Origin of the sequence: Roseateles sp., from assembly GCF_052436255.1 — a bacterium.
GTDB lineage: Bacteria > Pseudomonadota > Gammaproteobacteria > Burkholderiales > Burkholderiaceae_C > Pelomonas.
This window is the reverse complement of record NZ_JBQVNP010000136.1, coordinates 1-14,487: the sequence shown is the minus strand read 5'-3', so window position 1 is coordinate 14,487 and position 14,487 is coordinate 1. Positions and strand designations below refer to the sequence as shown.

8 protein-coding genes are annotated in these 14,487 nt (G+C 69.9%); 7 read left to right on the top strand and 1 reads right to left on the bottom strand.

Annotated elements, in window-relative coordinates; genetic code table 11:
* The first annotated feature begins 83 nt into the window (after window positions 1–83).
* From galA to ACT6S0_RS22085, 5 genes are all read left to right on the top strand, one after another.
* Complete coding sequence (gene galA, locus ACT6S0_RS22105) at window positions 84–2,933, top strand: beta-galactosidase GalA (RefSeq protein WP_444765926.1); 2,850 nt, start codon at window positions 84–86, stop codon at window positions 2,931–2,933.
* Window positions 2,933–5,632, top strand: coding sequence for a polysaccharide deacetylase family protein (locus ACT6S0_RS22100; protein WP_444765925.1), 2,700 nt, complete (start codon window positions 2,933–2,935; stop codon window positions 5,630–5,632). The genes galA and ACT6S0_RS22100 overlap by 1 nt, the downstream gene beginning before the upstream one ends.
* Window positions 5,611–7,395 carry a glycoside hydrolase family 9 protein gene (locus ACT6S0_RS22095; protein ID WP_444765924.1) on the top strand — a complete coding sequence of 595 codons (1,785 nt, stop codon included), beginning with the start codon at window positions 5,611–5,613 and terminating at the stop codon, window positions 7,393–7,395. Before ACT6S0_RS22100 ends, ACT6S0_RS22095 begins: the two co-directional genes overlap by 22 nt.
* A 10-nt stretch (window positions 7,396–7,405) precedes the next feature.
* The gene (locus tag ACT6S0_RS22090) at window positions 7,406–8,293 is read left to right on the top strand and encodes an alpha/beta hydrolase family esterase (RefSeq protein ID WP_444765923.1); all 888 of its coding nucleotides are present in this window, start codon (window positions 7,406–7,408) and stop codon (window positions 8,291–8,293) included.
* 88 nt (window positions 8,294–8,381) lie between these two features.
* Window positions 8,382–9,164, top strand: a complete 783-nt coding sequence (locus tag ACT6S0_RS22085; RefSeq protein WP_444765922.1) for a ThuA domain-containing protein — start codon at window positions 8,382–8,384, stop codon at window positions 9,162–9,164.
* Between the two features lie 82 nt (window positions 9,165–9,246).
* Here the strand turns inward: ACT6S0_RS22085 and yicI are convergent, their stop codons facing one another.
* Window positions 9,247–11,517 (bottom strand): alpha-xylosidase, encoded by a 2,271-nt coding sequence (gene yicI, locus ACT6S0_RS22080; protein WP_444765921.1) that lies wholly within the window; start codon window positions 11,515–11,517, stop codon window positions 9,247–9,249.
* 182 nt (window positions 11,518–11,699) lie between these two features.
* Between yicI and ACT6S0_RS22075 the strand changes: the two genes are divergently transcribed.
* Both ACT6S0_RS22075 and xylB read left to right on the top strand, forming a co-directional pair.
* The gene (locus tag ACT6S0_RS22075) at window positions 11,700–12,890 is read left to right on the top strand and encodes an ROK family protein (protein WP_444765920.1); all 1,191 of its coding nucleotides are present in this window, start codon (window positions 11,700–11,702) and stop codon (window positions 12,888–12,890) included.
* A complete protein-coding gene (xylB, locus tag ACT6S0_RS22070) occupies window positions 12,890–14,350 on the top strand; it encodes a xylulokinase (protein WP_444765919.1) in 1,461 nt (486 codons plus the stop codon). The genes ACT6S0_RS22075 and xylB overlap by 1 nt, the downstream gene beginning before the upstream one ends.
* Window positions 14,351–14,487: the final 137 nt, after the last annotated feature.

Here is a 14,487-nt window from a genome sequence, read left to right as displayed (position 1 = left end):
ACCCCCCCCGCGCCCGCCCGGGCGGGGGGCCTGGTCGCGCCCCCGCGACATTGCCATTTCAAGCCGCGAACGACCCCGAGCCCATGCCCCTGCTTCGCCCGACCTCCCTGTCCCATCTGCTGCAACGCTGCGGCGCCGCGCTGCTGATATTGCTGGCCCTGGGCCTCAGCACGGCTGCCCACGCCGGGCGCGAGCGCCTGTCTCTAGACAACGGCTGGCTGTTCCACCGCGGCGACGTGCCCATGCCGGCCATCACCGGCCATGGCATGAGCTACCACAACGGCAAGGCCAACAACGGCTGGGGCGCTGCGGCGGCGGATTTCGATGACTCCGGCTGGCGGCGCCTGAACCTGCCGCATGACTGGGCGGTCGAGAACCCCTTCGTGCGCACCGAGAACCCGTCCCAGGGCTATCGCCAGCGCGGCATCGCCTGGTACCGGCGCTACGTGGCGCTGCCCGAGAGCGACCGCGGCCGCCACATCGAGCTGCAGCTGGACGCCGTCGCCACGCACAGCACCGTCTGGGTCAACGGGGTCGTCGTCGACCGCAACTGGTCGGGCTACAACGGCCGCAGCATCGACATCTCGCCCTATGTGCGCTACGGCGCCGACGTCAACACCATCGCCGTGCGCGTGGACGCCAATGCCCAGGAGGGCTGGTGGTACGAGGGCGCCGGCATCTACCGCCACACCTGGCTGGTCAAGCGCGATGCGCTGTACATCGCCACCGACGGCCTGCATGCCAACCCGGTCAAGGCGGCGGGCCAGTGGCACATCCCCGTCGAAGTGACGCTCAACAGCAGCGACAAGGTCACACGCACCGGCACCGTGGAGGTGAGCCTGATCGACGCCAGCGGCCAGGAGGTGGCCAAGGGACGCGCCAGCGCACGCGTCGGCGCGCTGGACTCGGCCGTCGCCCGCATGAAGCTGGCCGTGCGCGACCCCCAGCTGTGGTCGCTCGCCCAGCCCAACGTCTACCGCGTGCGCGCCGTGCTGCGCGACGGCATGAAGGAGATCGACCGCACCGAAGTGCAGACCGGCTTGCGCACCCTGCGCTTCGACGCCGACCGCGGCTTCTTCCTGAACGACCAGCATGTCAAGCTGCAGGGCGTGTGCGTACACCAGGACCATGCCGGCGTCGGCGTCGCCGTGCCGACGGCCATCTGGGAGTACCGCCTGCGCCGCTTGAAGGAGATGGGCGTCAACGCGGTGCGCTTCTCGCACAACGCCATCGCCGCGGAAGTGCTGGAACTCACCGACCGCATGGGCCTGCTGGTCATGGCCGAGAACCGCAACTTCAACCCCTCGCCCGACACCATGAAGCAGCTGACCTGGATGGTGCGGCGCGACCGCAACCACCCCAGCGTCATCCTGTGGTCCATCTTCAACGAGGAGCCGCTGCAGAGCACCGCTTCCGGTTACGAAATGGCGCGCCGCATGGTGGCCGAGATCAGGAAGCTCGACCCGACGCGCCCGGTCACCGGCGCCATGCACGGCGGCCTCACCACCGACCTCAACGCGGCCGACGCCGTCGACGTCGTGGGCCTGAACTACCAGCCCTGGATCTACGACGACTATCACAAGAAGCATCCCAAGCGGCCCATGACCAGCACCGAGGACACGGCGGCCTACATGACGCGTGGCGAGTACGCCAGCGACAAGGCCCGCCAGGTCTTCAACAACTACGACGATGAGCCCTCCTCGTGGGGGAACACCCACCGCGCGGCCTGGAAGGCGATCGCCGAGCGCCCCTTCGTTGCCGGCGGCTTTGTCTGGACCGGGATCGACTACCGCGGCGAGCCCACGCCCTATCAGTGGCCCAGCGCCTCGTCCTTCTTCGGTGCCATGGACCTGGCCGGCTTCCCCAAGGGGGCCTTCTGGATCCACCAGGCCCAGTGGATCAAGGACCGCCCGCTGGTCAAGCTGCAGCCGCACTGGAACTGGGCCGGCCGCGAGGGCCAGGCCATCCGCGTGATGGTGACCAGCAATGCCGAGCGCGTGCGCGTCGTGCTCAACGGCAAGGAGGTCGGTGAACAGGCGGTGGACCCGTTCGAGATGAACTACTTCCAGGTGCCCTACGCAGCGGGCCGCATCGAGGCCGTCGCCTTCAAGGGCGGCAAGGAGGTGGCGCGCGACATCGTCGAGACGAGCGGCCCGGCCGTGCGCCTGGTACTGACACCCGACCGGAACTCGCTCGCCGGCAACGGCCTGGACGCCCTGCCCATCACCGTCGGCGCCGCCGATGCCCAGGGCCGCCCGGTGCCGCTGGCCCAGCACAAGGTCAGCTTCGTGCTGGAGGGCGCCGGCGACATCATCGGCGTGGGCAACGGCGACCCCAACTCGCACGAGCCGGACAAGGCCAGTGAGCGCAGCCTTTTCAACGGCCTGGCCCAGGTCATCGTGCAAGGCCGTCGCGATGGCCGCGGCACGCTCAAGCTGCGCGCCAACGCGGACGGCCTGCATGCCGCCGAGGTGCAGCTGGTGCTGAACGCCGCCGCCGCGCCGCCGCAGGTGCCGGCCGCGGAGCCGACCACGCCGCTGCTGAGCTGGCGCGTGTCGCCGGCCTATGCCGACCGGCCCGACCCCAACATGGTGCTGGCCGAGACCGACATGAACTCCTGGGGCTGGGACGAACCGCCCATGCGCCGCGAGGCCGACGCCAGGCCCTTCCGCCTCTACCGCAGCAGCGTGAACGTGCGCGCCGACCGCAACGACGGCCGCGCCCAGCTCGCCTTCGGCAGCATCGCCGGCAAGGCCGAGGTGTGGGTGGACGGTGTCAAGCTTGGCACCAAGACCTCCGCCGAGCCGGCCCCGTTTACCGTGACCCTGACCCCGGGTGCCGCCCGCCGCCAGGTGACGGTGCTCGTCGAAGCCGCCCCCAACCAACCCACCGGCCTGTGGGGCCGCGTCGCCCTCGAACTCGGAGCCCGTTGATGTTTCGCTCTCTTCTGACCCTGACACTGGCCCTGTCGGCCCTGTCGACCTCCACTGCCGAGGCCGCCCGCCTGACCACCGTCCTGGACGGCGCGTGGCGCTTCCAGCGCGCCGATGTGACGGGTGCCGAGGCCCCCGGTTTCAACGATGCCGCCTGGTCCAACGTCACCCTGCCCCACACCTACAACGTGCCTGACGGCGAGACCGGCGGCACGCCCTATCGCGGCGCCGCCTGGTACCGCAGCACGCTGGACCTGAAGCCGGGCCCGGCCAAGCGCCGTTTCCTGGAGTTCGACGGCGCCACGCTGGCCGCGGACGTCTATGTCAACGGCCGCCATGCCGGCCGCCACGAGGGCGGGTATGCGCGCTTTCGCTTCGACATCACGCCCCTGCTGCAGCCGGGCCCCAACCTGCTGGCCGTGCGCGTGGACAACGCCAAGCTGCCGCATGTGGCGCCGCTGGGCGGCGACTTCACCGTCTTCGGCGGGCTGATCCGGCCGGTGCGCCTCATCGAGACGCCCGACACCCACATCGAGCTGCTCGACCACGGCGGCCCCGGCGTGCGCGTGGACATCGAGCAGCTCTCGCCCGAGCAGGCCCGGCTCAGGTTGCAGGTGCAGCTGCGCAATGCCGGCGCGCGTCAGGTCCAGCGCCAGCTGCGCCTGACGCTGCGCGACGCCCAGGGCCGCACCGTGGCACAGCAGCTGCAGCCGCTGCGCCTGCCCGCCGGCGCGGCGCAGACGGCCACCGCGACGCTCACTGTGCGCGAGCCGCGGCTGTGGCAGGGCCTCCAGGATCCCTATCTCTACCGCCTCAGCACCGAACTGGTCGAGGCCGGCAAGGTGGCCGACACCGTCCAGCTGCCCGTCGGCCTGCGCCAGTTCGGCGTGGACCCGCAACGCGGCTTCCTGCTCAACGGCAAGCCCTATCCGCTCTACGGCGTCAACTACTTCCACGCCGGCCGCCCCGGCCGCGGCGTGGCCGTGGGCAAGCCCGAGATCGACGAGGACCTGCGCATCCTGATGGACATGGGCCTGACCGCCCTGCGCCTGGTGCACTACCAGCATCCGGCCTACACCTACGAGCGCGCCGACGAGCTGGGTCTGGTGCTGTGGACCGAGATCCCGCTGAACTCGGCGATGGAGGAGACCACGGCCTTCCGCGACAACATTGATGCCCAGCTGCGCGAGCTGGTGCGCCAGAACCACCACCATGCGTCGGTGGCCGTCTGGGGCGTCGGCAACGAGGTCTACCGCAGCGACGAGCCCATCCGCGCCCTGCTGGCCCACCTGCATGCGCTGGCCAAGCAGGAAGACCCCTCGCGCCTGACCAGCTATGCCCATTGCTGCGCCGCCGACGAGGACCCGATGGCGCTGCAGACCGACCTGGCCTCCTACAACCGCTACTGGGGCTGGTACGACGGCCAGTTCAAGGACATCGGCCCGTGGGCCGACAAGCTGCACGCCCGGCTGCCCAACAAGCCGATCGGCCTCGGCGAATACGGCGCCGGCGCCAGCGCCGTCCAGCAGGAGGACCCGCCGCGCCGCCCCGAGCCGGGTGGCCGCTGGCACCCGGAGCAATACCAGGCGCTGTTCCACGAGACCTATGCCGCCGAGATCGCCAAGCGGCCCTTCCTGTGGGGCAGCTTCATCTGGCTGGGCTTCGACCACGCCGCCGCCAACCGCCATGAGGGCGACACCACCGGCCGCAACGACAAGGGTCTGGTCAACTACGACCGCACGCGGCTGAAGGATGCCTACCACCTGATGCGCGCCTGGTGGAACCCGAAGCCGGTGCTGCACCTCACCAGCAAGCGCCTGGTCAACCGGCCCGCCGGCAAGGTGGACATCAAGGCCTACAGCAATGCCGCCAAGGCAACGCTGGAGGTCAATGGCAAGGCCGTCGGCACCGTGGCGGTCGTGGACCGCATCGCCCTGTGGCCCGGCGTGGAACTGGCTGCCGGCAAGGCCACGCTGAAGGTCAGCGACGACCGCGGCAGCCGCGACGGCGTCGAGTGGCAGATCGACGGCTGCGGCGCCGACACGCTGGGTACCGCGCGCGTGCTGCAGATGCCACGCGAAGGCGCGGCCTACGGCGCCCCGCACGGCAGGCTGCCGCTCGGACCGAAGGAGTTCGTGCTGACCTTCGACGACGGCCCGCGCCCCGGCGCCACCGAGCGCGTGTTGCAGGCGCTGAGGGCCGAGTGCGCGCGCGCCAGCTTCTTCATGAACGGCGAGCCCATGATCCAGCATGTCGAGCTGGCCCAGCGCGTCAAGGCCGAAGGCCACACGGTGGCCATGCACGGCTACAAGCACGCTGCCTTCGGCAAGCTGCCTGCCAAGGAGCAGCTGGCCGACCTGGAGGCCATGCAGAAGATGCACAAGTACGTGATCGGCGGTGAGCCGGCGGCCTGGCGCTTCCCCTATCTCGCCGAGACGCCCGAGCTGCGCGAGGCGCTGGCCAAGCACAAGGTCACGGTGATGTCCACCGACGTGGGCATCGAGGACTGGGTGCAGGGCCAGGCGCCCGAAGCCATGGCCGAGCGGCTGCTCAAGGCCCTGCGCGAAAAGGGCGGCGGCATCGTGCTGCTGCACGACGTGCAGGAGCAGACCGCCGCCGCCCTGCCGCTGATGCTGCGCCGCCTCCAGCAGGACGGCTGGAAGCTGGTGCACCTGGAATGGCCCGAGGCCCAACGCTGATCGCCCGTGACCCCATGCGCATGCTGAAGAAGTTCATCCCTCTCGCGCTGGTGCTGGCCCTGGCCGCCTGCGGCCAGGCCCCTATCGCACCTGCCCCCACCGCCGCCGTCGACACCACGGCCATCCAGCTCAACCAGATCGGCTACCTGCCGGGCAGCGCCAAGTGGGCGGTGCTGCGCGACGTGAAGGCCGAGGCCTTCACCGTCGTCGACGCCAGCAGCGGCCGCGAGGTGTTGCGCGGCACGCTGGGTGCCGCGCAGCATTGGGAGCCGGCCCAGGAGGCGCTGCGCCTGGCCGACTTCTCGGCGCTGCGCCAGCCCGGCCGCTACCGGCTGCAGGTGGCGGGCCTGCCGCCGTCCGCGCCCTTCACCGTCGCGGCTGATGCCTATGCGGCGGTCAATGCCGCGGCGCTGAAGTTCTTCTACTTCAACCGCGCCAGCATCGCGCTGGACCCGGCGCACGCCGGCGTCTGGGCGCGCCCGGCCGGCCACCCGGACGATCGCGTCTTCGTGCACGCCTCGGCCGCCGGCCCCGGTCGGCCCGAGGGCACGGTCATCTCGGCTCCCAAGGGCTGGTACGACGCCGGCGACTACAACAAATACATCGTCAACTCCGGCATCACGGTCTACACGCTGCTGGCGGCGTACGAGCATTTCCCGGCCGTCTTCCAGGCGCAGAACCTCAACATCCCCGAGAGCGGCAACGCCCTGCCCGACGTGCTGGACGAGGCGCTGTGGAACCTGGAGTGGATGCTGGCCATGCAGGACCCGGCCGACGGCGGCGTCTATCACAAGCTCACCGACAAGGGCTTCGACGGCATCGTCATGCCCCACCAGGCGAAGAACGACCGCTTCGTCGTCATGAAGGCCACCGCCGCGACGCTGGACTTCGCCGCCGTCATGGCCCAGGCCGCCCGCGTGTACGCACCCTTCGGGGCGCAGCGCCCGGGCCTGTCGGCGCGCTTGCTGGCCGCGTCCAAGCGCGCCTGGGACTGGGCGCAGGCCCACCCCGCCGTCATCTACCAGCAGCCCGCCGACATCCATACCGGCGGCTATGACGACAAGACCGTGTCCGACGAGTTCGCCTGGGCCGCCGCCGAGCTGTTCGCCACGACGCGCGAGGACCACTATTGGCAGGCCTTCCGCAGAAACGCGCCGCCCATCGAGGTGCCGGGCTGGCCCCATGTCGGCGCGCTGGCCTGGACCACGCTGGCCCATTACCGCGACCGGCTCGCCACGGCGGACCGCCAGTGGGTGCAGGCGCAGGTCCTGGCGCTGGCCGAGGGCTATGCCGCGCGCTGGCAGGCCTCGCCCTACCGCGTGGCCATGCAGACGCCCGACTTCCACTGGGGCAGCAATGCGGTCGCACTGAACCAGGCGCTGATGCTCATCCAGGGCCACCGCGTCGGCGGCGACCGCCGCATGCTGGACGCTGCGCAGGCCGCGCTCGACCTGGTACTGGGCCGCCACCCGACCGGCTATTCGATGGTGACCGGCTTCGGCACGCTCACGCCGCTGCATCCGCACCACCGGCCCTCCGGCGCCATGCCCCAGCAGCCGCCCGTGCCCGGCATGATCGTCGGCGGCCCCAACCCCAGCAACGGCGACGACTGCAAGACGCCCTACCCCTCCAAGGCGCCGGCCAAGTTCTTCCAGGACCACTTCTGCAGCTACACGACCAACGAGATCGCGATCAACTGGAACGCGCCGCTGGTCTATGTGTCCGCTGCGGTGCAGGCGCTGACGCCCGACGCCAAACCTTGAAGGCCCCGGCATGACCATCCTGCGAGCCCCTTCCCCCGGTCTGGGGACTGTGCTCGGCGCCTGCTGGTTGACCGCGGCCCTGGCCGCTTGCGGCGGCGGTGCCGCGGGCGGCCCCACCACACCTGCGCCGGCTCCACCGGTGGCCACGCCGGCGCCGCCGCCACAGCCCAGCGGCAGTGCCGGCTGCGGCAGCGCCGCCAAGCTGGCCACGGGCGAGCAGACCGTCACCTCGGACGGCATCCAGCGCAGCTACTGGCTGGAACTGCCGGCCGGCTACGACCGCCACAAGGCCTACCCCGTCATCATCGGCCTGCACTGGCGCGATGGCAGCGCCACCGAAGTGCGCACCTGGAACAATTTCTTCGGCCTCAAGCCGCTGTACGGCAACAACGCCATCTTCATCGCTCCGCAGGGCCGAAACGCCGGCTGGGCCAACGACGGCGGCCGCGACATCCGCTTCATGCGCGCGCTGATCAGCCAGGTCCAGCAAGGTGTCTGCACCGATCCCCAACGCGTGTTCGCCACGGGTTTCAGCTTCGGCGGCATGATGTCCAACGCCATCGGCTGCGAGATGGGCGACGTGGTGCGCGCCATCGCGCCAATGGCCGGCTCGCTGTGGAGCGGCTGCGGCAACGGCACGCACCGGGTGGCCGCGATCTTCGACCACGCCATGGACGACAACGTCGTGCCCTACGCGGCCGGCGAGGCCGCGCGCAACACATTCGTCGCCCGCAACAGCTGCAGCGCCACCACCGCGCCCATCGGCAACAACGGCTGCGTCGAATACCAGGGCTGCAGCGCCGGCAAGCCCGTCGTCTGGTGCGGCCACGCCACCGGCGGGCACTGGCCGCCCGCGTTCGCCGCGGGCGAGATGAAGGCCTTCTTCGACCGCTTCTAGCCGCGACAAGGACGCGACGTCCGCATGTGCTGACCGGGGTGCGGCCCGCTGGCATCATTGCCCCCCACCGCCACGCCCCTCAAGACTCATGCCCACATCGCTCCGCCACCTTGCCCGCTGGCTCGGCCTGCTCGGCCTGCTCGCCGCGACGACGCTGACCCAGGCCGAGCAGTTCAAGGTGCTCGTGTTCAGCAAGACCGCAGGCTGGCATCACGAGTCCATCCCGGCCGGCGTCGCGGCCATCCAGCGGCTGGGTCAGTTGCATGACTTCGGCGTGTTCTGGACCGAGGACGCCAACCGCGTCATGAATGACACTGAGCTGGCCAAGTACCGGGCCGTCATCTTCCTGCTCACGACGGGCGACATCCTGAACGCCGAGCAGGAGGCGGCGTTCGAGCGCTACATCCGCGCCGGGGGCGGCTTCGTGGGCGTGCACAGCGCGGCTGACACCGAGCACGGCTGGCCCTGGTATGGCCGGCTCGTGGGCCGCATGTTCCAGGCGCACCCGGCCAACCAGACCGCCACGCTGGTGGTGCAGGACGCCAACTTCCCCGGCATGGATCGCTTCCCCGGGCGCTTCCTGTTCACCGAGGAGTGGTACCAGTTCGGCCCTACGCGCTCGGAAGGGCTCAGGACCTTGCTGACGGTGGACACCACCACCTTCAGCGTCGCCACCGAATGGGGCGGCAAGCCGGTGGCACCGGCGGGCGCCGCGCTGCCGATCAGCTGGTACCAGCGCGTCGACGGGGGCCGCAGCTTCTACACCGCGCTGGGTCATTTGCCCGCCAGCTATGCGGACGACCGCTTCCTGCATCACCTGTTCGGCGGCATCTACTGGGCGGCCACCGGCAAGGGGTTCAGGGCGGACTGAGCCCTGAGGCAGAGGCGCCCCGCCCGTCGGACGGGGGCGACCGTGCCGGTACGCGGCCGCGTCGGTCGCCGCGCCTGCTTTGCTACATGCCCCAACGCAATGACGCGCCTTCGGCCAGCACCGGGCTGCGTTGGCCATCGATCTCCAGCGCCCAGTCGTGCAACGCGCCTTCGGTGACGGTGGCGACATAGCTTGCGCCTTCGCGCTTGACGGTGCCGCGTGACGCGATGCCGCCGCTGACCGACGCCACCTCGAAGCGGGCCGTCGCACCTTCGGCCAGCTCGAACACCCGCAGCACGGTGCCGCGGGCGTAGTCGTAGTCCGGCCTCTCGGTCTCGGCACCCCAGGCGATCACGCTGCCCGGCGCCACGTACAGCGGCATGGACATGACGCCATGCTCCTCGCGGTACCAACGTCCGCCGGCCTTCTTCTCGCCGCTGAGCAAGTGGGTCCAGGTACCCTCGGGCAAATAGACCTCCACCTCGCCGCTCTCGGTGAACACCGGCGCCACGAGCAAGGCCTCGCCCAGCTGGTACTGCCGGTCCAGCGTGGCGCAGGCCGGGTCGTCCGGGTGCTCCAGCAGCATGGAACGCATCAACGGCACGCCGGTCTGCGTGGCCTCGAAGGCCTTGGCGTAGAGATAGGGCATGAGCTGGTGCTTGAGCCGCGTGAACACGCGCAGCACATCGCAGCTTTCCTCATCCACCAGCCATGGCACGCGGTAGAAGCTGCTGCCGTGCAGCCGGCTGTGCGAGGACATCAGGCCGAACTGGATCCAGCGCTTGTAGACGGCCGGCGGCGGATTGCCCTCGAAGCCGCCGATGTCATGGCTCCAGAAGGCAAAGCCGCAGCTCGTCAGCGACAGGCCGCCGCGCAGGCTCTCGGCCATCGATTCGAACGTGCTCCAGCAGTCGCCGCCCCAGTGCACGGGGAAGCGCTGGCCCGAGGCGTAGGTGGAGCGGGCGAAGACAAGGGCGTCGTCGCCCTGCACTTCCTTGAGCAGCTCGAAGACGGCCTCGTTGTACTGCAGCGCGTAGAGGTTGTGCATCTCCACGGGGTCCGAACCGTCGAAGTAGCTCACGCCGACGCTCGGGATGCGCTCGCCGAAGTCGGTCTTGAAGCAGTCCACGCCCATGGCCAGCAGGCGCCTCAGATGGCCCTGGTACCAGGCCTTGGCGGCCGGGTTGGTGAAGTCGACGATGGCCATGCCGGGCTGCCACTGGTCGGTCTGGAAGGTCAGGCCGTTGTCACGCTTGATGAAGTAGCCGTGCTTGACGCCTTCGGCGAACAGCGGGCTCTTCTGCGCGACATAGGGGTTGATCCAGACGCTGAGCTTGAGGCCCTTGGCGTGCAGGCGCTTGAGCATCGCCTCGGGCTCGGGGAAGCCGCGCGGGTCCCACTCGAAGTCGCACCACTGGAACTCACGCATCCAGAAGCAGTCGAAGTGGAAGACCGACAGCGGCAGCTCGCGCTTCTTCATCTCGTCGATGAAGTGGGTGGCCGTGGCTTCGTCGTATTGCGTGGTGAAGGAGGTGGTCAGCCACAGGCCGAAGCTCCAGGCCGGCGGCAGCGGGGCGCGGCCGGTCAGCGCCGTCAGGCGCTGCACGACGTCCTTCGGCTTGGGGCCGGCGATGACGCAATAGTCCAGGCTTTCGCCCTCGCGGCTGAACTGCACGCGGGCGACCTTCTCCGAGCCGACCTCGAAGGACACCGGCCCGGCCTCGTTGACGAGCACGCCGTAGCCGCGGTTGGTCAGGTAGAACGGCACGCTCTTGTAGACCTGCTCGCAGGCGGTGCCGCCGTCCTTGTTGGTGTTCTCGACGACCTGGCCGTTCTTGACCCAGGGCGTGAAGCGCTCGCCCAGGCCATAGACGTTTTCTCCGACGGCCAGCGTGAGCTGCTCGTGCACGTGGTTGCCGTTGGCGCCCCACTGGATATAGCCCAGCCCGCGCCAGTCGCTCTGGGTCAGGATGCGGTCGCCTTCGCGGAAGATCAGGCTCCAGCCCTCGCCCTTCTTGACCTCGACGGAGATCGAACCCGACGTCAGCCGCGCATGGGTGTCGGTCTGGCTGACTTGCACGGCCGGATGGTCCGCGCCGACCATGGGGATGTGCAGGCGCGCGGGTTGCGAGGCGCTGTAGTGCTCGACGCTGACGCGGATCACGCCGCTCATTGGCGAAGTCAGCGTCACGGTGAGCGTTGGGCCCTGCAGCGTGTCGCCGCGGTGCTTGATGGGACGCGTCGTGGCGAGCACGACAAGGCGGTCTTCGTGGACTTCGACAGCGTAGGCCTCGGCCGCGTAGTGCGCGGCGACGCCCGGCTGAAGCATCCACTGTCCGTCAGTGAATTTCATTGGAGTTCCTGTGATCGATCGGGTCCGTGGCAGCGCATGCCGCACGGGCATGCATCTTCAGCAACAGCGCCCGATAGCGCCAACGGTCATCACCCTATTTACTTTGTTCATCGTCCAAACTAATATTGGACAGACCAATAAATGTCTTATCAATTCCGGTAAGACCACCAACAAGGAGACCCGTGTACGCCACCTTCCCAGGCAGCCAGAACCTGCTGCGGGCCATGAATCGCATGGCGCTGGTGCGTCACCTGTGCGCGCATCCGGGTCTGTCGCGTTCGGACCTGGCCGACGCTGTCGGCCTGACGAAGTCCACCGTCAGCCTGCTGGTTCGCGGGTTGATCGAGGAAGGCTGGCTGCTGGAACGCGGGGTGGTGAACACGGGCGACCTGGGCCGCCGCCCCATCCCGCTGTTCATCGATCCTGCGCGGCTGCTGCTGGTGGGCGTGGAGGTCGGGATCGCCGACGTGCGGGTCGTGGCGACCTCGCTGACCGGCGAGGTACATGCCTATGTGGTCAGCGAATATGCCGAGGAGCCCGACGCCGAAGCCTGCATCGCCTGCCTGGGCGCGGCGCTGCTGAAGGTCCGCGGCCAGTTCGATGCCGCCCGGCGCATCCTGGGCATCGGCATCGGCGTTCCGGGCAGTGTGGACGCGGATCGTGGCGTTGTGCAGCAGGCACCCAACCTGGGCTGGCGCGCGCTGCCCTTCGCCGCGCTGCTGCGCGAGCGCCTGCGCGACAGCGCCCTCGCAGGCGTGCCCCTGTTCGTGCTCAACGAGGCGGGTGCCGCAGCGCTGGGAGAGCACGAGTTCAACCCGTCGCCGGGCGCCAATCCGCTGCTCTATGTCTCGATCAACCAGGGGCTGGGCGCGGGCGTCGTCGTCGATGGCCGCCTGATGAGCGGCAGCCGTCACTACGCCGGTGAGGTGGGCCACATGGTGTTGCAGCGGGACGGCGCCCTGTGCTCGTGCGGTCGCCTCGGCTGCGCCGAGGCCCTCATCGCCGCGCCGCTGATGCCTTATCTGCCCGGCAGACCCGGCGCCCCCGCGCCCGACGCGCAAGCGCTGGACAGCGCCGGGCGCCACCTGGGCATGCTGCTGCAAAACCTCGCCACCGCCTACGACCCGGGCTGCATCGTCCTCGGCGGCGCGGCCATGAGCATGGGCGAGCCCTTCCTGCAACCGGCCCTCCGCGTGCTGACGGACTATGCCGCTGCCGCACGCCTGGCGCCGCCCACCGTCAGGACCTCGCGCTTCGGCGCCCATGCGGTGGGCGTGGGCGCCGCCGCGCTGGCGCGGCATCGCCTCACCCGCCCCACCGCGCCGCTGCAGGCCAGCGGTGCCCTCAACACCCATTTCCCGGAGCCCGCCTGATGTATCTCGGCATCGACCTCGGCACTTCCGAAGTCAAGCTGCTGCTGCTTGACGCCGACGGCCACGTCGTCGGCACGAGCGGCAGTGCATTGACGCTGTCTTGCCCGGAACCGCTGTGGTCGGAACAGCACCCTGCCGACTGGTGGCAGGCCACGCAGAACGCCGTCGCCCAGCTGCGCGCCGCCCACCCGGCCGAGTTCGCCACGGTGCGCGCCATCGGCCTGTCCGGCCAGATGCATGGCGCGGTGCTGCTCGATGAGGCCGACACCATCCTGCGCCCGGCCATCCTCTGGAACGACGGCCGCAGCCATGCCGAGTGCGACGAGCTGACCGCGAGCGCGCCGCGCCTGCACGCCATCGCCGGCAACCTGGCCATGCCCGGCTTCACCGCGCCCAAGCTGCTGTGGGTGAAGAAGCACCAGCCCGAGATCTTCGCCCGCATCGCCAGCGTGCTGCTGCCCAAGGACTGGCTGCGCCTGCGGTTGACCGGCGACAAGGTCTGCGAGCCATCCGACGCCGCCGGCACGCTGTGGCTGGACGTGGCGCGGCGCGACTGGTCCGACGAATTGCTCACCGCCTGCGGCCTGACGCGCGCCCACATGCCGCGCCTGGTGGAGAGCAACCAGCCCAGCGGCGTGCTGCGGCCCGAGCTGGCCAGGGCCTGGGGCCTGGGCACGGAGGTCATCGTCGCCGGCGGTGCGGGCGACAACGCCGCCAGCGCCATCGGCATCGGCGCCACCGCGCCGGGTGACGGCTTCATCTCGCTGGGCACGTCCGGCGTGCTTTTCGTCGTCAACGACCGCTACCGGCCCAACCCGGCCTCGGCCGTGCACGCCTTCTGCCATGCCCTGCCCCAGCGCTGGCACCAGATGAGCGTGATGCTGTCGGCGGCGAGCTGCCTGCGCTGGTTCTGCACCCTGGTGGGTGCCGAGGAGGCCACGCTGCTGGCCGAACTTTCCTCCGCCGTTTCGTCAAATGACAACGCAGTCAACGCGCCCCTCTTCCTGCCCTACCTGGCCGGCGAGCGCACCCCGCACAACGACCCGTTCGCCCCCGGCGTCTTGCACGGCCTGAAGGCGAACACGACGCGCGCGGACTGCACCTATGCCGTGCTCGAAGGTGTCGCCTTCGGCCTGGCCGACGGGCTGGATGCGCTGCGCGCGGCGGGCACCGAAGTGCGTGTGCTGTCGCTGGTGGGCGGCGGCTCGCGCAGCAGCTACTGGGCGCAGCTGATCGCCGACGCGCTCGACGTCGAGATCGTCGTGCACGCCAGCAGCGAAGCCGGCGGCGCGCTCGGCGCGGCGCGCCTGGGCTGGCTGGCCGCGGGCGGTGCGGTGGAGGCCGTCTGCACCCGTCCCGCCATCGCCGCCCGTTTTTGCCCCCACCCCGAACGCCATGCCCGCCTGGCTCTCCGCCTGGCGCGCTTTCGTGACCTGTACCCGCGCCTGCGTGGCGCTTAAGACCTTTTCAGCTATGAGCTACTTCGAACACATCTCGCCCATCCGCTACGAGGGCGCCGACAGCCAGGCCGACCTGGCCTTCAAGCACTACGACAAGGACCGCATCGTCCTCGGCAAGCGCATGGAGGAGCACCTGC